Raw genomic sequence first — 19928 nt, 5'->3', positions numbered from 1 at the left:
CGGGCTCACACTAACGCTCCTGGTTGTAGGTGCTGTCAGGACCGAAGCCCTGGCCGTTCGTTTCACTGCCTGCGTTGCGCCCGCGCTCGACGCCGCGACGCAGGTTGCTCAGCCTGCCCCGGATGTCCTCCGGGGCGCGGGAGACCTGTGGGCCTCCCTGAGGGGTGCTCTCGGCGGCTCCCTCGACCAGGTTGGCCTTGGGTACCCGCCTCGGCAGACCGGAGGAGGTGACCCCGCCCGCCTTGGGCCTCCGCAGCGCCGAGGCCTGCTGCCAGCGCTCGTCGTTCTGCGAACGCCAGGAGCTGTCGCCGACCGGCTCCGGGGCGGAGGCCGCCGGTGCCGGAGCCGCCGGTGCCGAGGCCTGCTGCACGGGACCCGAGCCGTTCGCGCCGCCGGCGGCGGAGCCCCGGCGGGGCAGCCCGGCGTCGGTCAGCTGGTGGCCCGCGGAGGGGGCCGCTCCCGGACGGTCGAAGCCTACGCGGTTCCGCTCGCCCACGTCACCGGCCTGCGTCGACTCCGCTTCCGGAGCGTACTGGGCCGGGTAGCCGTTCGTGTAAGCGTCCTGCTGCGGCCAGTCGTCCTGGTAGGGCTGCTCGCCGAAGGCCGCGAACGCCTCGGCGGCCGCGGCCTGCGCGGCCGTGGGTTCCTCCTGGACCGGCTCCGCATAAGCGGGCTCCGGGTAGCCGCCGTTGACGGAGAACGCGTCGGGCGAGAACGTGTCGCTCTGCGGCAGGCCGCCGTTCGGCGCGTAGTACTGCTCGTCGTACGTGCTCTGCGGCTGCTCCTGGTACGCCGGCTGCCCGTCGTAGCCCGTGGGCTGCTCCTGGAAGCCCGTACCGTTCGTGCCGTAGCCCTGCCGGCCGCTGTCGAACTCGTCGACGTACGCCGGGATCTCCGAGGTCTCCTGCGGGGCCTGAGGGGCCTGCGGGAGCTCTGCGCCCTGCGGGGGCTGCGCCTGGGCCTCCAGGGCCGCACGGCGCTCCTCACGCATCAGGGAGCGGCCCACGGGGTCGAGGTCGCGGATGTCGTCCGGGACCTCGATGTAGCGGCTGTCGTCGAAGCCGAGCTCGGCCGCCGTACGCATCGGCTGGAGCTGCGGCTGGCTGAAGCTCTCGGGCTGGAACTGCTGCTCCGGGATGATCTGCGAGACCGTGAACTCGTCGCGGTCCAGCTGGTGTTCGCCACCACCACCGTGGGTGATCGCGTCCGGCAGCATGACCAGCGAGGTGGTGCCGGCCTGCTCGCCGGAGGGGCGCAGCTGGACGCGGATGCCGTGCCGGTCGGACAGCCGGCCGACCACGAACAGGCCCATGCGCTGGGAGATCGCGGCGTCCACGGTCGGCGGGTTGGCCAGCTTGTGGTTGATGTCCGCGAAGTCCTCGGCGGTGAGGCCGATGCCCTTGTCGTGGATCTCGATCATGACGCGGCCGTCGGGGAGACGGGTCGCGGTGACGCGGACCTTGGTCTGCGGGGAGGAGAACGTGGTGGCGTTCTCCAGGAGCTCGGCGAGCAGGTGCACGAGGTCGGTGACCGCGCGGCCGTGGATCTCGGCCTCCGGGACGCCGGAGAGCTCGATGCGCTCGTACTGCTCCACCTCGGAGGAGGCGGCGCGCAACACGTCGACCAGCGGGACCGGCTGGTCCCAGCGGCGGCCGGGCTCCTCGCCGGCGAGGACGAGGAGGTTCTCGCCGTTGCGGCGCATACGGGTCGCGAGGTGGTCCAGCTTGAAGAGGTTCTCCAGCTGGTCCGGGTCGGCCTCGTTGTTCTCCAGGTCGGTGATCAGGGTCAGCTGGCCCTCGATCAGCGACTGGTTGCGGCGCGACAGGTTGGTGAAGATCGCGTTGATGTTGCCCCGCAGCAGGGCCTGCTCGGCGGCGAGCCGGACGGCCTCACGGTGGACCTGGTCGAACGCGCGGGCGACTTCGCCGATCTCGTCGGTCGAGGTGATCGGGATCGGCGCCACCCGGGTGTCGACCCGGCCGGGGTCGGTGCGGGAGAGCTGGTCGACCAGCATCGGCAGGCGCTGCTCGGCGATGCCGAAGGCGGCGTTGCGCAGCTGGCGCATCGAGCGGGACATCTGGCGGGCCACCATGCCGGCCAGGATGAACGCGGCGAGCAGCGCGACCATGACCGCGGCACCGGTGATGAACGCGGAGGTCTTGGCGTCGTCAGCGATGCTGGAGGCCTCGCTCACCGCCTTGTCGGCCATGTCCGACTCGATCGTGCGGTAGGCCTGGTACTTGAGGGTGTTGACCGTCCACCAGTTCTCGGCGGTGACGCCCTGGGAGGCCAGCGCCTGGCGGGTGCTCGCGTCGGTGTTCGGCAGCGTCGCCAGCGCCGAGACCATCGCGTTGTCCTTGGACGGCGGGGCCACGTAGTTCGGGTCCTTGGCCTTGGCCTGCTGGACCAGCGTCGCGCCGTCGGTCTTGATCTTCTTCTCGAGGTCGGTCAGCTTCTGCGCGTCGGCCTCGGTACCACCGCCGACGTACTCCTCGACGGCGATGCCTTCGAGGTAGGCGTACGAGGAGAGGGCGACCCGCTGGGTGGCCAGGTTGCCGGCGTCCGGGCCGGGCTTGACCAGCAGGTGCATGCCGATCGACCGCTCCAGCGACAGGGCCGCCTTGGTGAGCGAGATGGCGTAGACGGTACGGCCGTAGGAGGTGATGTTTCCGGTGCCCAGACCGAGCTCGTTGGCGAACTCCATCAGCGGGTGGGCGACCTGGGTGTAACCCTCTTCCGTCTTCACACCGCCGAGCGTGCTGGTGTACGCGGCGGCGCGCAGGTCCTTGAGGGTGGGCTCCGCCTCGCGGAACAGCTTCAGGCGGCGCTCCAGGCCCGGCTTCTGCGGCATGTTCAGCGCGGCCGCGTCGAAGGCGTCGGCGGCCTTGTCGGTCGCGGCACGTGCCTCCGTGACCGTCTTCTTGTCCTTGTCCAGGAGCAACGGTGCCGCACTGACGTCACGCTCGTTGTACAGGGCGTCGCCGTAGGTGAGGGCGGCGCGGACCAGGCGCGCGGTGTTCTCCGCGTCCCGGGCCTCCTGCCAGGTGTCGATGGAGCTCTTCACCTGGAAGCCGCCCATGACCAGGCCGACGACCACGGGTATGAGCAGAATCGCGTTCAGCCTGGTCGGCACTCGCCAGTTCCGCGGGGAGAAACGGCCGCCGCTCTTCGCGGGCGCGGCCGGTGGTTCCGCGGCTGGCACAGGGGTGGGCGCCGCAGCGCGCGGCGGCGGGGTGAAGTTGCCCCGTGCCGACGGCTCGGGACCGTTCTTGCTTCGCCTCACTCGACCAACAACCTCTCGGCGGCGGGCACCTATCGTCGTGCCGCAGTCTCTCAGAGCCCGGTGTGTCTCAGACCACTACTCAGTACGTCTTTGACTATTGGGCAGTTCAGGCATTCCAGCACGTGGTCCGCTGCACTTCCAAACAGTCCATTGGGGCAGAGAGCGCCGATGTAAGCCCCAGATAAAACGGTCATAAAGAGCGAGCCCCGCCAAAAGGCGGGGCCATTGTGAGCGCAGCGGCACCGCGCGACCGCGACGCGTGGCGATACCACTGGATTCCTCTGCCGAAACGTTATGAACACCGAAGCCGACCGTGTCAAAGGCCACAGTCGGCTCCGGTTTCCATACGACAAGTGCCGTACGCGGCGACGGACTTGGTTACGGCTCCGCGACTACCGCAGGCGCGCCATGAGGGCGTGCTCCACCAGCGTGATCAGCGCGCTCTTCGCGTCGGCGCGGTGCCGGGCGTCGGTCGTGATGATCGGTGCGTCCGGTCCGATCTGCAGCGCCTCGCGCACCTCTTCGGGTGTGTAGGGCTGGTGTCCGTCGAAGCCGTTGAGGGCTATGACGAACGGCAGACCGCTGTTCTCGAAGTAGTCCACCGCCGGGAAGCAGTCGGCCAGGCGCCGGGTGTCCACGAGCACCACCGCGCCGATGGCACCCCTGACCAGGTCGTCCCACATGAACCAGAAACGGTCCTGACCGGGCGTGCCGAACAGGTACAGGATCAGGTCCTGGTCGAGCGTGATACGGCCGAAGTCCATGGCCACCGTGGTGGTGGTCTTGTCCCCGGTGTGGGTCAGGTCGTCGATGCCCGCCGAGGCGGACGTCATCACGGCCTCCGTGCGCAGCGGGTTGATCTCGGAGACCGCTCCCACGAACGTGGTCTTGCCGACGCCGAAGCCGCCCGCCACCACGATCTTCGCGGAGGTCGTGGCCCGGCCTCCGTCAGAGCTTGCGAAGTCCACTGAGCACCCTTTCGAGCAGCGTCACGTCAGGTGCGCCACCGTTGTTCTCGTCGCCGCCCGGCTGGTGGATGGCGACCAGGCCGGCCTCGGCGAGGTCGGCCACCAGGATCCGGGCCACACCGAGCGGCATGGCGAGCAGCGCCGAGACCTCGGCCACCGACTTCACCTCGCGGCACAGGTGGCAGATGCGCTGGTGCTCCGGGAGCAGCCCCATGAGTGCTGCCGGGTCTGCCGTCGTGCTGATCAGAGCCTCGATGGCGAGCTGATAGCGCGGCCGGGTCCGGCCGCCGGTCATCGCGTAAGGACGTACCAGCGGCTGGTCGCCCTCGTCCCCGTACGGCTCCGCGTACGGATCATGAGAGGCGGTGGGCGGGGTCATCGTTCCTCCGGGCGGGACAGCAAGTCGGTCAGTCGTGCCGTCGGACGTGGCCGGTGGGGGGAATGTGGCGGCCGGACGGTGATTTGGTGAGGTGGGTTGGATCCGGGCGGTCAGTGGAGCAGACTGCCTTGCAGTTCGGCGCGCAGGTCGGGCGTGAGTACCGCGCCCGCGCGGTCGACCAGCAGTGCCATCTCGTAGCCGACGAGGCCGATGTCGCACTCGGGGTGGGCCAGCACGGCGAGGGACGAACCGTCGGAGACGGACATCAGGAAGAGAAAGCCGCGTTCCATCTCGACGACCGTCTGCGCCACGTTGCCGCCCTCGAAGATCCGGGAGGCCCCGGCGGTCAGCGAGGTGAGCCCGGACGCGACAGCCGCCAGCTGGTCGGCACGGTCACGCGGGAAGCCTTCGGACATCGCCAGAAGGAGACCGTCGGCGGAAACGACGACGGTGTGGGACACACCGGGGGTGTTGTCCACGAAGTTGGTGATCAACCAGTTGAGGTTCTGTGCCGCCTGGCTCATCGGACTCAACTAACGCTCCTGCTGGTGAGTGGGGCTCGGGAAGCTGCCGGTCTGCGGGCCGGTGCCGGCCTGCCTACCCTGCGCGATACCCCGACGGAGATTGGTCAGCCGGCCGCGGACGTCATCAGGCGCACGCGAGACCTGCGGACCGGTGTGGTGCTGTTGCTGCTGGGCCGTGCCCGGGACGAGGTTCGCCCGGGGCACTCGGCGCGGCAGACCGGAGGTGGTGACACCGCCCGCCGCCGGCTGCCGTACACGCTCCGCCTGCCGGACGAGGTCGTCGTTCGGGGAGGTGCGCCAGGCTGCCTGGGCGGGACGCTGGGGGGCCGCGGCGGCGGGGGCCGGCGGCTGGGAGGGCACCGGCGGGACCGGCGGAATCGACGCCGCCGAGCCGTTGCCGTTGCTCTGCTGGTGCTGCTGCTCCTGCTGGCCGCCGTGGAACCAGTTGGTCTCCAGCGTGTCGTACAGCGGGGTACGACCGTCACCGGGACCGCTGGCCGGGGGCAGCGCCTCCGGCTCCTGGCGGACGGGCGGCGCGGGCGGGACCGGCGGACGCTGCGGCGCACCGAAGTCCATGCCGCGGCCGTTGGTCTGCGGACGCTCGAACTGGCCCGTGCCGTACTGGCCGTTGCCGTTCTGGCCGTTGCCCGCGTAGCCGTTCTGCCGGCCGGGCAGGGAGTGCTGCCCGGTGGAGCCGCCGTCGAAGGACGGCGCGGCGAACTGGCCGGTGGAGCCGTTGTCGTAGGCCTGCGGAGCCGCGAACTGCCCGGTGTTCTGGGAGCCGTTCTGCGGTCCGGCCTGCCCGCCGAAGACATCGGAACGCACGAACTGGCCGTTGTCCTGCTGGCCGTTCACGTTCGGGCGGGGGAACGACCCGGTGTCCTGCGGGCCGGTCGTACCCGGCCGCGGGAACGAGCCCGTGTTGTGCTGGCCGTTGACGTTCGGGCGGGGGAACGAGCCGGTGTCCTGCGGGCCGGTGGTACCCGGGCGCGGGAACGAGCCGGTGTTGTGCACGCCGTTCGGCGTGTTGAAGTCCGGGCGCGGGAACTCGCCGGTCGACGGAGCCTGCGGGATCGCCGGCATCTGCGAGGTGGCGCCGAGGCCCTGCCGGTCGTCGATGCGGGGCATCGGCGCCGTGTGGGTCGGATCCTGCTCGTCGTGGCCGCGCGGGGTGTCCAGCGAGGCACGGGAGAGCGGCGGCTGGGCGTTGTCGTCGCTCCAGCTGGGCCGGCCCGCCGGCGGGTTGCCGCCGGGCAGCTCGGCCCGCGGGCCGCCGCGCGGCGGCAGCTGGGGCTGACGGCCCTGGTCGGAGGGGTTCGCGGAGCGCTGCGGCGGGACCGGGGCGCGGTTGCCGAAGGCGTCCTGGCCGCCGAAGGAGTCCTGCGAGTTGCCGAACGCGTCCTGGTTGCCGAAGGCACCGGCACCCGGGTTCGGCCGGCCCTGCTGGCCGCGGGCGCCGCCCGGCGCACCGGGACGGCCGCCGTTCTGCCCCGCGCCGGGCAGCGCGGCCCGGGGACCCTGGCCGCCGCCGACCTGGCCGCGCGGACCCGCACCGGCGCCGAGCAGCCCGCCACCGGAGGGAGCGCCGGAACCGAGGGCACCACCGCGGCCGCCGGGCGCACCGGCACCGCCGAGCGCCGGGGCGGGGGCACCCGCACCGAGCGAACCACCGCCGCCCTGGCCGTTGCCCCGCCGGGCCGCGGCCGCACCGGCCGCGGCCTGCGCGGCGGCCGGACCGCCGGACGTCGCCGGGGCGCCGGGCTTGCCGGGAGCGGGCTTCTTGCCGCCCTGGGCGACGTCGACCGGGAGCATGACCAGCGCGGTCGTACCACCGGAGTCGGACGGGCGCAGCTGGATGCGGATGCCGTGGCGCTGCGACAGACGACCGACCACGAACAGACCCATGCGGCGGGAGACGGAGACGTCCACGGTGGGCGGCGAGGCGAGCCGCTCGTTGATCGCCGCGAGGTCCTCGGGGGAGAGGCCGATACCGGTGTCGTGGATCTCGATCAGCACGCGGCCGTCGGGCAGCGCGTGACCGGTGACCTTGACCTTGGTCTGCGGCGAGGAGAACGAGGTGGCGTTCTCGAGCAGCTCGGCGAGGAGGTGCACGAGGTCGTTGACCACGCGGCCGGCCACTTCGGTGGTCGGCACGGCGGCCAGTTCGATGCGCTCGTACTGCTCCACCTCGGACGCGGCGGCGCGGAGCACGTCGACCAGCGGGACCGGGCGGGTCCAGCGGCGGCCGGGCTCTTCACCGGCGAGGACGAGGAGGTTCTCACCGTTACGGCGCATACGCGTCGCGAGGTGGTCGAGCTTGAAGAGGGAGGACAGCTGGTCCGGGTCGGCCTCGCGGGACTCCAGCTCGGAGATGAGCGAGAGCTGACGCTGGATGAGGCCCTGGGAGCGGCGCGAGAGGTTGGTGAACATCGCGTTGACGTTGCCCCGCAGCAGGGCCTGCTCGGCGGCGAGGCGGACCGCCTCGCGGTGCACGTCGTCGAAGGCCGCGGCCACCTGGCCGATCTCGTCCCGGGAGTGCACACCGACCGACTCCACGGACGTGTCGACGTCCTGCGGGTCGGACTCGGAGAGCTGCTTGACCAGCTCGGGCAGGCGGTCCTGGGCGACCTTGGTGGCGGTCTCCTGGAGGCGGCGCAGCGAGCGGATCATGGAGCGGGCCACGATGAAGGCGCCGACCAGCGACACACCGAGGACCAGCAGGATCAGCGCACCGGAGATGATCGCGGACTGCTCGGAGGAGGCGCGCAGCTCGCGGGCCTTCTGCTCCATGTCCTCAAGCAGCGTGTGCTCGATCTTCTGCATCTGCTCGATCTTGGTCGAGCTGTCGTCGACCCAGTCGAGGTACGAGCGCTTGCTGAGCTCGTTCAGACCGTTCTGGGCGCCGAGCGCACGCTTGGCGTAGGTGTCCGCGGCCTCGATCGTCGGGTTGTTCCCGTCGATCGGGCTGAGCAGGTCGGCCGCGTTGCCGGCGTAGATCTTCCGGAAGATCGTCAGCTCGGAGGTCTCGCTCTCCTGGGCGGACTCGCCGTACAGGCGGTCGTTCTCGGAGAGGTCGCCGGCGCTCGTGCCGTTGGCGGGCAGGGCCGCGGCGATGACGGCGCGCTGCACGGACGCGTACTCCTTGGCGGTGGAGAACGCCGCCAGGGCGCGGGTGCGCTGGATCATCTCCGGGTTGCTGGAGGCCTGCGCCATGTCCTGGGAGAGGTCGATCAGCTGGGTGATCAGCCGGTGGTAGGCCTCGACCGTCTGGGTCGAGTTCTCCTTCTGCTGATAGGCGTCCTTGCGGATCTTCGCCAGGTCGTCCAGCTGGCCGGCCAGACCGACGAGGCTGTCGCGGACGCCCTGGAGCTGACCGTTCTTGCTCGCGGTGTCGATTTCCTCGGAGGCGTTGAGGAAGTTCTCGCGGGCGCGGTCGGTGTCGTTCTCGAGGCCCGTGACCGCGGGGCTCGTGGCCGAACCGCCGTGCGCCAGCGGACCGGCCGTCTTGTCGCGCTCGGCCTGGAGCGCGGTGGCCAGCTCGGTCGCCTGCGTGGTCATGTCCGTCAGCAGCTGCATGTTGTCGAGCTGCTGGATGGAGTCGAGCGACTGGTTGATGCGCACCGCGCCCAGCGTCGTCGCCGCCACCACGGGGAGCGCGAGCAGCGACACCAGGCGCGTCGAAATGCGCCAGTTGCGCAGGGCTATGCGCGAGCCCGGGTTGGACGGACCCTTCGCGGGCTTGACCGTAGGAGTAGGTGTGTTGGCCGGTTGGGAGCCCGAAGACGCCGACACGGCGGGGCGCCCGGAGCGCTCACCGCCGTCACCACCACCGCCGACCGGGGTCGGGCCCGGGTTCTGGGCGTGCTGGGGCGAGGAACCGCGGTCGGTCCCGCCGTGCGCCTCCGGCTCCGCCGGAGCGCTGCCATCCCTCTTGAAACGTCCCTGCACTAGCGTCGCAACCTCTGGACCAGGCGCCCCTCCGGGAACGGAAGGACACGGTGTCGGCGTTGTACCGGGAGCGCCCTGAATGCGCCCCCTGTTGGTCGTGAGTGTGACCGGCGCTGGCTCCCCCTGTCTCGCCGCCACTCGGCGCTGCGTTGCGCCCCCTGCGCGCCGGCTCGATCCTGCGGCGGTTCCGTGGAATTCCAGCACAGTGCCGGATCTCCAACAAGGGCCGTGGACCGAGCTGTGACCTCCGTGACAGCGTGTGAGTGACACGTTACGAGATGTGGAAGCCGATCGCGTACATAAAGGGCGTATCCCTGTCAGTCGCCGGTGTGCGGGCCGTGTCCCAGTCGCCATGATCAGGAGCGGAATGACAGGTTCAGTTCGTCAATGTCCGTTTCGTTGCGGTGATCTGTCAGCCGGATATGACCGCTTTGCCCCTGACTCCGTGAGCAAACTCACATATGAATCCAGGCCTCTTGGCGGCTTCGGCCGGGAATTCGATGTTTAGCCTGGCGCTTTACAAGAGGGAAGTCTCTGCCAACCCACACACGACGGGGTCCACTGCAACCGTGAAGACGACGATGATGTTCCGCAACATAGCCAACCCCCGCCGCACCACCCTCGCCCACCTCAAGGACGCCGAGGAACTGCAGACCCCCGAGCTGCCCGAGCACTCCCTCGACCTCCCCGCCCAGACCGCCAACCCCCGGCGCACCATCCTCATGGAGATCCCGGCCGGGACCTCGGTCGCGGAGTAGTACGGGACCCGGCCGCCGTTCACTCACCCACCCGGTCGCCGGGTTATTCCACGGCGGCCACCCCTTACCGCGTTAGCCTGGGGCGTCAGACTCCAGCCGGCTCAGTGAGGGGCGCAAGGATCCCGTGCGCATCGCCAGGTTCTCCATCGACGGGAACGTCGCCTTCGGCGCCGTCGAGGGCGACAAGCAGGACGAACTCGTCCTCGACATCATCAAGGGCATTCCGTTCGCGGACTTCGAGCTCTCGGGTACGAAGGTCCCGCTGAGCAAGGTCCGCCTGCTCCCGCCGGTACTCCCCAACAAGGTCGTCGCCTACGGCCGCAACTACGCGGAGCACGCGAAGGAGCTGGGCAACGAGGTCCCGGACGCCCCCTTCGCCTTCTTCAAGCCGTCCACCTCGGTGATCGGCTCCGGCGACGAGATCCAGTACCCCTCCTTCTCCCAGGACCTCCACCACGAGGCCGAACTGGCCGTGGTCATCGGCCGCATGTGCCGCGAGGTCCCGCGCGAGCGCGTGTCGGACGTGATCCTCGGCTACACCTGCGCCAACGACGTCACCGCCCGCGACGTCCAGAAGCGCGAGAAGCAGTGGGCCCGGGCCAAGGGCTTCGACACCTCCTGCCCGCTCGGCCCCTGGGTGGAGACGGACCTGGACCTCGCCACCGCGTCCGACCTGACGATCCAGCTCACGGTCAACGGCGAACAGCGCCAGCTCGGCCGTACGAGCGAGATGATCCACTCCATCGCCGACCTGATCGTCAACATCACCGAGGCCATGACGCTGCTCCCCGGCGACGTCATCCTCACCGGCACCCCGGCAGGGGTCGGCCCCCTCAGCGTCGGCGACGAGGTCGCCGTCACCATCGAAGGCATCGGCACTCTCACCAACAAGGTTGTCAAGCGTGGCTAGCGCACCCGTCCGCGTACGTTTCTGTCCCTCGCCCACCGGTAACCCCCATGTGGGCCTGGTCCGCACCGCCCTGTTCAACTGGGCGTTCGCCCGGCACCACCAGGGCACGCTCGTCTTCCGCATCGAGGACACCGACGCGGCCCGCGACTCCGAGGAGTCGTACAACCAGCTGCTCGACGCGATGCGCTGGCTGGGCTTCGACTGGGACGAGGGCCCCGAGGTCGGCGGCCCGCACGCGCCGTACCGCCAGTCGCAGCGCATGGACATCTACAAGGACGTCGCCGCCAAGCTGCTCGACGCCGGCCATGCCTACCACTGCTACTGCTCCCAGGAGGAGCTGGACACCCGCCGTGAGGCCGCCCGCGCCGCCGGCAAGCCGTCCGGCTACGACGGCCACTGCCGCGTCCTCACCGATGAGCAGGTGGCGGAGTACAAGGCCCAGGGCCGCACCCCGATCGTCCGTTTCCGGATGCCCGACGAGACGATCACCTTCACCGACCTGGTCCGCGGCGAGCTGACCTTCACCCCGGAGAACGTCCCGGACTACGGCATCGTCCGCGCGAACGGCGCCCCGCTGTACACGCTGGTCAACCCGGTCGACGACGCCCTGATGGAGATCACCCACGTCCTGCGCGGCGAGGACCTGCTATCCTCCACCCCGCGCCAGGTCGCCCTCTACAAGGCGCTGACCGAGCTGGGCATCGCCAAGCAGACCCCGGCCTTCGGCCACCTGCCGTACGTGATGGGCGAGGGCAACAAGAAGCTCTCCAAGCGCGACCCGCAGGCGTCCCTCAACCTCTACCGCGAGCAGGGCTTCCTGCCCGAGGGCCTGCTCAACTACCTCTCCCTGCTGGGCTGGTCGCTCTCCGCGGACCAGGACATCTTCTCGATCGACGAGATGGTCGCCGCCTTCGACATCTCCGACGTGAACCCCAACCCGGCGCGCTTCGACCTGAAGAAGTGCGAGGCGATCAACGCCGACCACATCCGCATGCTGGATGTGAAGGACTTCACGGAGCGCTGCGCCCCCTGGCTGAAGGCCCCCGTCGCCCCCTGGGCCCCGGAGGACTTCGACGAGTCGAAGTGGCAGGCGATCGCCCCGCACGCCCAGACCCGCCTGAAGGTCCTCTCGGAGATCACCGAGAACGTCGACTTCCTGTTCCTGGCGGAGCCGGTCGAGGACGAGGCGTCCTGGACCAAGGCGATGAAGGAGGGCAGCGACGCCCTCCTGACCACGGCCCGCGAGAAGCTGGAGTCGGCCGACTGGACCTCCCCGGAGTCCCTGAAGGAGGCCGTCCTGGCCGCGGGCGAGGCCCACGGCCTCAAGCTCGGCAAGGCCCAGGCCCCGGTCCGGGTGGCCGTCACCGGCCGTACGGTCGGCCTGCCGCTCTTCGAGTCCCTGGAGGTCCTGGGCAAGGAGAAGACCCTGGCCCGGATCGACACGGCACTGGCGAAGCTGACCGCGTAACACGCGGACGTACGTGGAGGGGCGCCCCGGAGTCTCCGGGGCGCCCCTCGCGCGTCCCCGAGCCGCCCCCGAGCCGTCTCCGGGAGTTAACCCCTACGGCCAAGTCCCGCTTCCTGGGCGGACGTTGGATGTTTCCTGTGCGCATGGTGTGCATGCGTACCCGGTAGCAGGGGGTGGGGGACGTGACCCGTTCACGGCACGAAGTGATCCGTTCGCGCAGACTGGCCACGGCCGTCGTCGGAGCAGCGGCTCTGGCCTGCGTCGCGGCGACCTCGCCCGCGCAGGCCGGGCCCGCGGTCCCCCTGCCGGTCGGGTTCGTCACGCTCAGGTCGTGGGAGCCGACCTACGTGTACTACATGTGGGCGGGGGCGTCCGGGTTCCAGTGGGAACCCCGGACCTCCATCGGCCCTGGCACCTGGGTCGAATACCCGGACTTCGTCCCGCCCGCGCACGCCGGCCCGGACGACCTGGCCACCGGCACCGACGTGGTCAGCACCTGGGACGAGGGTGCCAAGGTGACCCAGCAGCACCGTTCCACCGGCGTGACGGCCACCGTCACCATCCCGGCGGGCCAGACCTACAGGACCACGTCCGGCTGGAGCGTGCTCACCCAGGACACCTCCGGCACCCCGCACGTCCTGCGCGCCGCGGCCGACGGCTCCACCATCGACCTCCCGGTGACCGGACTCCCCGCAGGCGCCCGGCCCACCGGTTACGTCCCGGGTGGCTCGGTCCGCCGCGCCGCGATCGTCTACACCCTGGACGGCACCACCTCCGTCGGCCTCGTGGACCTGAGTGACGGCACCTTCCGCACCTACGTCACGGGAGTGGCCGCCGAACCGCCGGTCCGCTTCAACGACCGCTGGCTGGTCGCCGACTGGAGGTACATCCGCGTCGACGCGGACCCGGGCACCCAGCCCACCGGTATGACGCCCTGGGGCGCCGAGCTGGTGGCCGTCGTCGGTGACCAGCTCCTCACCGGTAACCCGGCCTTCGTCTACGGTGGCACCCAGCCCGCGCTGACGGCCCGCTCGCTGACAACCGGCGAGACCCGCACCGTCCTCGCGAACTCCTCCGGAGGAATGGGCCCGACCCCGGACGGCGGCGCGCTCGCCACCGCCGGCACCTCCAGCTCCGACTGGAACGTCCACCGCATCACCCCCACCGCGGACGGCGGCACCGCCACGAAGGAGGTGGCCCAGGTCCCGGCCGAGACGATACGGGCCGAGGGGCTGGCCATGGCCGGCGGCGAGCTGTTCCTGGACGGCAGGCAGGGCAACGGCCACGTGATCTCCAGCTTCGCGCTCAACGCCGTCGGCGTGCCGGTCGGACCCCAGACCCGCCGCAGCCCCACCCTGGCCGACCCCACCTGCCTCCCGGGCGACGCCGCCTGCCCCCAGCTGGAGGCCCTCGGTGACGGACACGTCACCCACCTGTTCACCGACTCCTCCGGCCGGGAGTACGTGATCGAGACCGGCCTCGACACCGCCTCCCTGCAGAACGTCCCGACCGGCGACTCCCGGGGCCGCATCGCCGGCGGCACCGGCCGCTACGTCCTCTACAACGGCGGTACGCCCGGCGTGCAGAAGATCGTCGACTTCCCGCGCGGCGCCACGGCCGGCAAGATCCTGCAGAGCCGGAACCGCACCACGGCGGCCCTGTGGGGCCAGGTCCTGTGGACGCCCGGCAGCGTCAAGGGGTCGATCACCGGGCACGACCTGAAGACCGGTGAGACCACGACCACGGTCACCACCGGCTCCCGGTGTGTCCCCACCGACATCCAGGCCGTCAACAGCCGCCTCTACTGGAGCTGCGGCGCCTCCGGCCCGGCCGGCGTGTACGACCGGGCGGCCAAGCGGAACATCCCCGTCCCCGCCGGCCCCTCCCCGGCCCGCCTCGGCGACGGCTTCCTGGTGCGCGAGAACCGCACCACCCACCAACTGCTGCTCACCGACGTCCACACCGGGACCGCGCAGACCCGCGTCGTGGCCGTGCTGCCCACCACCGACCAGAACACCGGTACCAGCAACGGCCGTTGGGCCGTGGACCGGTTCGGCGGCCAGATCGCCTACCTCGACTATTACAAAAAGGTGTGGATCGTCCCCAGCGGCGTCCCCACCTCGCCGCTCGCCCAGATGGACGCGCAGGTCTACTCGCCGTCCGTCATCACCAGGTCGGCGCCCTGGTCCCCGGTGTGGCAGCTGAACAAGCCGTCCACCTGGACCCTGACCCTCGCCACTCCCTCGGGCACGGTACGGCGCACCCTGACCGGCGCCTCCACGGGCGCGGCCGTCCGCCCGGCCTGGGACGGCACGACCGACAGCGGCGCGGCCGCCGCGACCGGCAGATACACCTGGAAGCTCGCCGCCCGTCCCCGCGACGGCCAGGGCCGGACCCTGACCCTGACCGGCACCATGACCCTGGGCTGACGGCGCCCACGGGGTACGGTCGGTGTCATGACGATCAGGGCCGTGGTCTGGGACGTGGACGACACTCTCTTCGACTACACGAGTGCCGACCGCGAGGGCATGCGAGCACATCTGGCGGCGGAGGGGCTGCTCGCCGGCTGGGCGAGCGCGGAGGCGGCGCTGGTGCGGTGGCGGGAGATCACCGACCAGCAGTGGGCGCGGTTCGCGGCGGGCGAGCTCTCCTTCGAGGACCAGCGCCGCGACCGGGTCCGGGTGTTCCTGGAGAGGGAGCTGACCGACACCGAGGCCGACGACTGGTTCCGCCGGTACCGGACGCACTACGAGGCCGTCTGGGCCCTCTTCCCGGACGTCCTGCCCGCTCTGGACACCCTCGCGGCCGACTACCGGCACGCCGTGCTGTCCAACTCCAGCCTGCACGTCCAGGACCACAAGCTGCGCACGCTGGGGGTGCACGACCGCTTCGAGGCCGTCCTCTGCGCCGCCGAACTGGGTGTCTCCAAGCCCGCGGCCGGCGCCTTCCTGGCGGCCTGCGAGGCGCTGGAACTCGCCCCGCACCAGGTCGCGTACGTCGGCGACCACCCGGAGATCGACGGGCGCGGCGCCGCCGACGCCGGGCTGCTGTCAGTGTGGATCGACCGCCACGGACCGGCCGCCGCACCGTTCAGCGCACCGGCCACCGCACAGGCCACCAGGGCCGACGCCCCCGCCGGCCCGCACCGGATCGCCTCCCTCGCCGAACTGCCCGCGATCCTCCGCGCGGATACCCGTTTTGGAGCCCCGTCCACCTTCGGGTAATGTTCTTCCTGCGCCGCCGGGGAGCGGGCCGAAAGGCCGGAACCGGAGGCGCGAAACTAGAACAAGATCCCCTCAGGGGCTTGCGTTCCAGTGGCCTATGGTGTAATTGGCAGCACGACTGATTCTGGTTCAGTTAGTCTTGGTTCGAGTCCAGGTAGGCCAGCTCGCAGAGCTCATCTGCAACGCCCCCGTTGTGTAGCGGCCTAGCACGCTGCCCTCTCAAGGCAGTAGCGCCGGTTCGAATCCGGTCGGGGGTACGGAGATCTTCTACGGATGATCGCTAGGGCCCCCGTTGTGTAGCGGCCTAGCACGCCGCCCTCTCAAGGCGGTAGCGCCGGTTCGAATCCGGTCGGGGGTACGAACTGGTCTAAACCACATTGGTCTATGGTGTAATTGGCAGCACGACTGATTCTGGTTCAGTTAGTCTTGGTTCGAGTCCAGGTAGACCAGCTCGGATCTGCGGAAACGCAGATCTTCGCCCCCGTTGTGTAGCGGCCTAGCACGCCGCCCTCTCAAGGCGGTAGCGCCGGTTCGAATCCGGTCGGGGGTACATACAGAAGGCCCTCCGCTTCGGCGGGGGGCCTTTGTCATGGCGTACGGCGAGGGGTGTACGGCGCCCTACTCGAAGCCGTAGCGCCGGGCCGTCTCCTCCTCCTGGGCCAGCCGGTGCAGCGCCTGGAGCATCGGCTCCACCAGTACCGCGCTGGCCACCGCGGCCTCCACCTTCTCCTCCTCCGACGGATGCGTCTCCAGGAAGTCCAGGTCGGCGACGGCCGCCTGGTACATCAACTTCGCGCGCGGCAGGAGGAGTTCGGCGTCCCAGTCGTAACCGAGCCGGCGGAACGCGGCCAGCGCGACCACCAGCCGGCGGTACGCGGGGGAGATCGTCGTCAGCTGCTTGGCGTTCTCCCAGCCGAGGGCGTCAAGCAGCGCGTCGGCCTCCCGATGGGCGGCCCGCACGTACTCGTCGTCCTCGTCCGGCTCCGGCAGCTGCGGCAGCGCCCACAGGGCGGCGCCCACCCGGATCGTGCGGCCCAGCGAGTCGTCGTCGACGTGCCCGAGCACCTCGCGGACCGTCGCCACGGGAATCCGCCCCACCTGGATCATCGCCCGCACCAGCCGTAGCCGCCGCAGGTGCTCCTCGTCGTACTCCGCGGTCGTGGCGTTGACCTGGCGGCCCGGCGGCAACAGCCCCTCGCGCAGGTAGTACTTGATCGTCGCGGCGGACACCCCGCTGCGCTCGCTCAACTGGGCAAGCCGCATGTCTTGCGTGCCTCCTTGGTAAGTGCCACTATCCAAACACCGACAGAAGGATAGTGCCGCTATCCGACAGGCTCCGGGGGTGTCGTTCCTCATGTTCACCAAACCGATTCCGGGCCGTACGACCGCTGCCCGCGAGGGCGACGCGGTGGTCCTGCTCATCGGCATGCGCATCAACCACTTCTGGGCGGTCCACCAGTGGCTCCCGGTCATGCTGTCGATGTTCCGCATGCTGAAGGAGCTCGCACGGGACCCCGGCCGGGGGCTGCTCGGCCGCATCCTGCTGACGGCTTCGCCGCGGACGTACTACGTCGTCCAGTACTGGGAGTCGAAGGAGAAGCTGTACGCGTACGCGAGTTCGCCGGAGATGCTCCACCACGGGATGTGGAGCGTCGTGAACCGCAAGGAGCGGGCGGGGAAGGTCCGCGGCCATGTGGGTCTCTGGCACGAGACGTACGTGGCGCCCGAGGGCGCGTACGAGTCGATCTACTTCGACATGCCGGAGTTCGGCCTGGGCGCGGCGAGCGGAGTGCTGCCGCTGGAACGCCGGGGGCGGTACGCGAAGGACCGGTTCGCTTACCGGAGCGCCCCGTAGGGGCGCGGGGAACCGCGCGATCAACCACGACGGCGTCGTGGACGGCAGACGGCCGGTGGCGGCAGACGCTGCGCCGTGGGAGCTCCGGTCACTGGGCGAGTGCGGGCAGCATGTGGCTGGTCGCGCCCACGCGGCGGAGCCGCATATCGATACAGCCCCGCGCCCCTGGGTGGGGACGGTCCCCGGCGGAAAAGTCTCACCCCCTGAGAAAGGGCCTGCCGCGGCGTTGAGGCCGGCCCGTCCCGGTGGGAGCGTCAGCCCGTGCGGCGCAGTGCCTCCGACAGGCGGGACGCCGCGTCGATCACGGCCTGGGCGTGCATGCGTCCGGGGTGGCGGGTCAGGCGCTCGATGGGGCCGGAGACGGAGACGGCCGCCACCACGCGGTTGGACGGCCCCCGCACCGGCGCCGACACCGACGCCACGCCCGGCTCGCGCTCGCCGATGGACTGTGCCCAGCCGCGGCGGCGGACACCCGAGAGGGCCGTCGCCGTGAAGCGGGCGCCCTGGAGGCCGCGGTGCAGCCGCTCCGGTTCCTCCCAGGCCATCAGGATCTGCGCCGAGGAACCGGCCTTCATCGTGAGCGTCGAGCCGACCGGGACCGTGTCCCGAAGACCGGACAGCCGTTCCGCGGCGGCCACGCAGATCCGCATGTCGCCCTGGCGGCGATACAGCTGCGCGCTCTCTCCGGTGATGTCACGGAGGTGCGTCAGCACCGGGCCCGCCGTCGCGAGCAGGCGGTCCTCGCCGGCCGCCGCGGCCAGTTCCGCGAGTCGCGGACCGAGAATGAAACGGCCCTGCATGTCGCGTGCCACCATGCGGTGGTGTTCCAGAGCCACGGCCAGCCGGTGGGCCGTGGGTCGTGCCAGTCCGGTGGCCCCGACCAGACCCGCGAGGGTGGCCGGACCGGACTCCAGAGCGCTGAGGACAAGGGCCGCCTTGTCCAGAACGCCGACGCCGCTACTGTTGTCCATGCAACGATACTCACGTCTCACTCTGTGAAACGCAAGTTCAATTTTCCGTGGAACGCGCCACCCTGGAATCACACAGTGGCCCGCAGACCAACGGGCCCGGCGGCGGACGCCCGGAACCACGACTTCAGGGGCCCGGAGAACGGGCAGCCGCTTCCTCAAGATCTCTAGTTGGGCCGGTGCACGTCTGCCGGCCGGAGGGAAAGCGATGGGTAGGACACTCGCGGAGAAGGTCTGGGACGACCACGTCGTCCGGCGCGCCGAGGGCGAGCCCGACCTCCTCTTCATCGATCTGCACCTGCTGCACGAGGTGACCAGCCCGCAGGCCTTCGACGGGCTGCGCCAGAACGGCCGCCAGGTGCGCCGCCTCGACCTCACCATCGCGACCGAGGACCACAACACCCCGACCCTCGACATCGACAAGCCCATCGCGGACCCCGTCTCCCGCGCCCAGCTGGAGACGCTGCGCAAGAACTGCGCCGAGTTCGGGGTGCGCCTGCACCCGCTGGGCGACGTCGAGCAGGGCGTCGTGCACGTCGTCGGCCCGCAGCTGGGCCTGACCCAGCCCGGCACGACCGTCGTCTGCGGCGACTCCCACACCTCCACGCACGGCGCCTTCGGCGCGCTGGCGTTCGGCATCGGCACCTCCCAGGTGGAGCACGTGCTGGCCACCCAGACGCTGCCGCTGGCCCGCCCGAAGACCATGGCCATCACGGTCGACGGCGAGCTGCCCGACGGCGTCACCGCCAAGGACCTGATCCTGGCGATCATCGCCAAGATCGGTACCGGCGGCGGCCAGGGCTACATCCTGGAGTACCGCGGCTCCGCCATCGAGAAGCTCTCGATGGAGGCCCGGATGACCATCTGCAACATGTCGATCGAGGCCGGCGCCCGCGCGGGCATGATCGCCCCCGACGAGACCACCTTCGCGTACCTCAAGGGCCGCGCCCACGCCCCCGAGGGCGAGGACTGGGACGCGGCGGTCGCGTACTGGAAGACCCTGAAGACGGACGCGGACGCCGAATTCGACGCCGAGGTGCACATCGACGCCGCCGCGCTCTCGCCGTTCGTCACCTGGGGCACCAACCCCGGCCAGGGTGCGCCGCTTTCGGCGGACGTCCCCGACCCGGCTTCGTACGATGACGCTTCGGAGCGCTTCGCCGCCGAAAAGGCCCTGGAGTACATGGGGTTGGAGGCCGGCCAGCCGCTGCGCTCGATCAACGTGGACACCGTCTTCGTAGGCTCCTGCACCAACGGCCGGATCGAGGACCTGCGCGCCGCGGCCGAGATCCTCAAGGACCGCAAAGTCGCAGACGGCGTACGGATGCTGGTCGTCCCCGGCTCCGCGCGGGTCGGCCTCCAGGCCGTCTCCGAGGGTCTGGACGTGGTCTTCAAGGACGCCGGCGCCGAATGGCGGCACGCGGGCTGCTCGATGTGCCTCGGCATGAACCCCGACCAGCTGGCCCCCGGTGAGCGCTCCGCGTCCACCTCCAACCGCAACTTCGAGGGCCGGCAGGGCAAGGGCGGGCGTACCCACCTGGTGTCGCCGCAGGTCGCGGCCGCCACGGCCGTCCTGGGCCACCTGGCCTCGCCCGCCGACCTGTCCGACGCCGACGTTCGTACGCCCGCTGGAGTCTGATCAG

General features: G+C 70.6%; 14 protein-coding genes and 5 tRNA genes. 12 read left to right on the top strand and 7 right to left on the bottom strand.

Features of this window, described 5'->3' with window-relative positions:
• Positions 1-10: 10 nt before the first annotated feature.
• The 5 genes from KVT45_RS14450 to KVT45_RS14430 all read right to left on the bottom strand — a co-directional run bounded on the left by KVT45_RS14450 (position 11) and on the right by KVT45_RS14430 (position 9102).
• On the bottom strand, positions 11-3283 hold the full coding sequence (locus KVT45_RS14450; protein ID WP_217547527.1) for a nitrate- and nitrite sensing domain-containing protein: 3273 nt from the start codon (positions 3281-3283) through the stop codon (positions 11-13).
• Between the two features lie 392 nt (positions 3284-3675).
• On the bottom strand, positions 3676-4251 hold the full coding sequence (locus KVT45_RS14445) for an ATP/GTP-binding protein (protein ID WP_046729249.1): 576 nt from the start codon (positions 4249-4251) through the stop codon (positions 3676-3678).
• Complete coding sequence (locus KVT45_RS14440; protein ID WP_019058642.1) at positions 4232-4630, bottom strand: DUF742 domain-containing protein; 399 nt, start codon at positions 4628-4630, stop codon at positions 4232-4234. Before KVT45_RS14440 ends, KVT45_RS14445 begins: the two co-directional genes overlap by 20 nt.
• Before the next feature lie 110 nt (positions 4631-4740).
• Positions 4741-5154: a roadblock/LC7 domain-containing protein gene (locus KVT45_RS14435; RefSeq protein ID WP_003973453.1), complete on the bottom strand. Its 414-nt coding sequence runs from the start codon at positions 5152-5154 to the stop codon at positions 4741-4743.
• A gap of 9 nt (positions 5155-5163) precedes the next feature.
• Positions 5164-9102, bottom strand: coding sequence for a nitrate- and nitrite sensing domain-containing protein (locus tag KVT45_RS14430; RefSeq protein ID WP_217547525.1), 3939 nt, complete (start codon positions 9100-9102; stop codon positions 5164-5166).
• 569 nt (positions 9103-9671) lie between these two features.
• On the opposite strand from KVT45_RS14430, the gene KVT45_RS14425 reads away from it, so the two are divergent.
• The 10 genes from KVT45_RS14425 (at position 9672) to KVT45_RS14380 (ending at position 16012) form a co-directional block, all read left to right on the top strand.
• Positions 9672-9860 carry a hypothetical protein gene (locus tag KVT45_RS14425; protein WP_217547523.1) on the top strand — a complete coding sequence of 63 codons (189 nt, stop codon included), beginning with the start codon at positions 9672-9674 and terminating at the stop codon, positions 9858-9860.
• A 124-nt stretch (positions 9861-9984) separates the two neighbouring features.
• Complete coding sequence (locus KVT45_RS14420) at positions 9985-10770, top strand: fumarylacetoacetate hydrolase family protein (protein ID WP_217547521.1); 786 nt, start codon at positions 9985-9987, stop codon at positions 10768-10770.
• Complete coding sequence (gltX, locus tag KVT45_RS14415) at positions 10754-12238, top strand: glutamate--tRNA ligase (RefSeq protein ID WP_217547520.1); 1485 nt, start codon at positions 10754-10756, stop codon at positions 12236-12238. Before KVT45_RS14420 ends, gltX begins: the two co-directional genes overlap by 17 nt.
• A gap of 182 nt (positions 12239-12420) precedes the next feature.
• Entirely contained in the window at positions 12421-14667 is a 2247-nt protein-coding gene (locus KVT45_RS14410; RefSeq protein WP_217547518.1) for a hypothetical protein, read from the top strand.
• Between the two features lie 27 nt (positions 14668-14694).
• The gene (locus KVT45_RS14405) at positions 14695-15462 is read left to right on the top strand and encodes an HAD family hydrolase (protein WP_217547517.1); all 768 of its coding nucleotides are present in this window, start codon (positions 14695-14697) and stop codon (positions 15460-15462) included.
• A 91-nt stretch (positions 15463-15553) separates the two neighbouring features.
• Positions 15554-15625: transfer RNA gene (locus KVT45_RS14400), tRNA-Gln, on the top strand.
• Between the two features lie 21 nt (positions 15626-15646).
• Positions 15647-15719: transfer RNA gene (locus tag KVT45_RS14395), tRNA-Glu, on the top strand.
• Between the two features lie 28 nt (positions 15720-15747).
• Positions 15748-15820: transfer RNA gene (locus KVT45_RS14390), tRNA-Glu, on the top strand.
• A gap of 20 nt (positions 15821-15840) precedes the next feature.
• Positions 15841-15912, top strand: a tRNA-Gln gene (locus KVT45_RS14385).
• Between the two features lie 27 nt (positions 15913-15939).
• Positions 15940-16012, top strand: a tRNA-Glu gene (locus tag KVT45_RS14380).
• A gap of 68 nt (positions 16013-16080) precedes the next feature.
• Here KVT45_RS14380 and KVT45_RS14375 read toward each other — a convergent pair.
• Positions 16081-16725, bottom strand: coding sequence for a MerR family transcriptional regulator (locus KVT45_RS14375; protein WP_217547515.1), 645 nt, complete (start codon positions 16723-16725; stop codon positions 16081-16083).
• 91 nt (positions 16726-16816) lie between these two features.
• Between KVT45_RS14375 and KVT45_RS14370 the strand changes: the two genes are divergently transcribed.
• Positions 16817-17317, top strand: a complete 501-nt coding sequence (locus KVT45_RS14370) for a DUF4188 domain-containing protein (protein ID WP_217547514.1) — start codon at positions 16817-16819, stop codon at positions 17315-17317.
• 254 nt (positions 17318-17571) lie between these two features.
• On the opposite strand, the gene ndgR is transcribed toward KVT45_RS14370, so the two are convergent.
• Positions 17572-18288 (bottom strand): IclR family transcriptional regulator NdgR, encoded by a 717-nt coding sequence (ndgR, locus tag KVT45_RS14365; protein ID WP_217547512.1) that lies wholly within the window; start codon positions 18286-18288, stop codon positions 17572-17574.
• A gap of 205 nt (positions 18289-18493) precedes the next feature.
• Here ndgR and leuC point away from each other — a divergent pair, with 205 nt between their 5' ends.
• Positions 18494-19924: a 3-isopropylmalate dehydratase large subunit gene (gene leuC, locus KVT45_RS14360; protein WP_217547511.1), complete on the top strand. Its 1431-nt coding sequence runs from the start codon at positions 18494-18496 to the stop codon at positions 19922-19924.
• Positions 19925-19928 lie beyond the last annotated feature (4 nt).

The sequence above is a fragment of the Streptomyces sp. GbtcB6 genome (assembly GCF_019091475.1).
In the GTDB taxonomy this organism is placed as follows: domain Bacteria; phylum Actinomycetota; class Actinomycetes; order Streptomycetales; family Streptomycetaceae; genus Streptomyces; species Streptomyces hyaluromycini.
Note: the sequence above shows the minus strand (reverse complement) of the source record. Positions and strands in the feature narration are given on the sequence as shown.

Bases quoted from the DNA above. Each gene is read 5' to 3' on its own strand.
- KVT45_RS14440 (WP_019058642.1), bottom strand. From the start codon at position 4,630: ATGACCCCGCCCACCGCCTCTCATGATCCGTACGCGGAGCCGTACGGG.
- KVT45_RS14435 (WP_003973453.1), bottom strand. From the start codon at position 5,154: ATGAGCCAGGCGGCACAGAACCTCAACTGGTTGATCACCAACTTCGTG.
- KVT45_RS14405 (WP_217547517.1), top strand. From the start codon at position 14,695: ATGACGATCAGGGCCGTGGTCTGGGACGTGGACGACACTCTCTTCGAC.
- KVT45_RS14375 (WP_217547515.1), bottom strand. From the start codon at position 16,725: ATGCGGCTTGCCCAGTTGAGCGAGCGCAGCGGGGTGTCCGCCGCGACG.
- KVT45_RS14370 (WP_217547514.1), top strand. From the start codon at position 16,817: ATGTTCACCAAACCGATTCCGGGCCGTACGACCGCTGCCCGCGAGGGC.
- ndgR (WP_217547512.1), bottom strand. From the start codon at position 18,288: ATGGACAACAGTAGCGGCGTCGGCGTTCTGGACAAGGCGGCCCTTGTC.
- leuC (WP_217547511.1), top strand. From the start codon at position 18,494: ATGGGTAGGACACTCGCGGAGAAGGTCTGGGACGACCACGTCGTCCGG.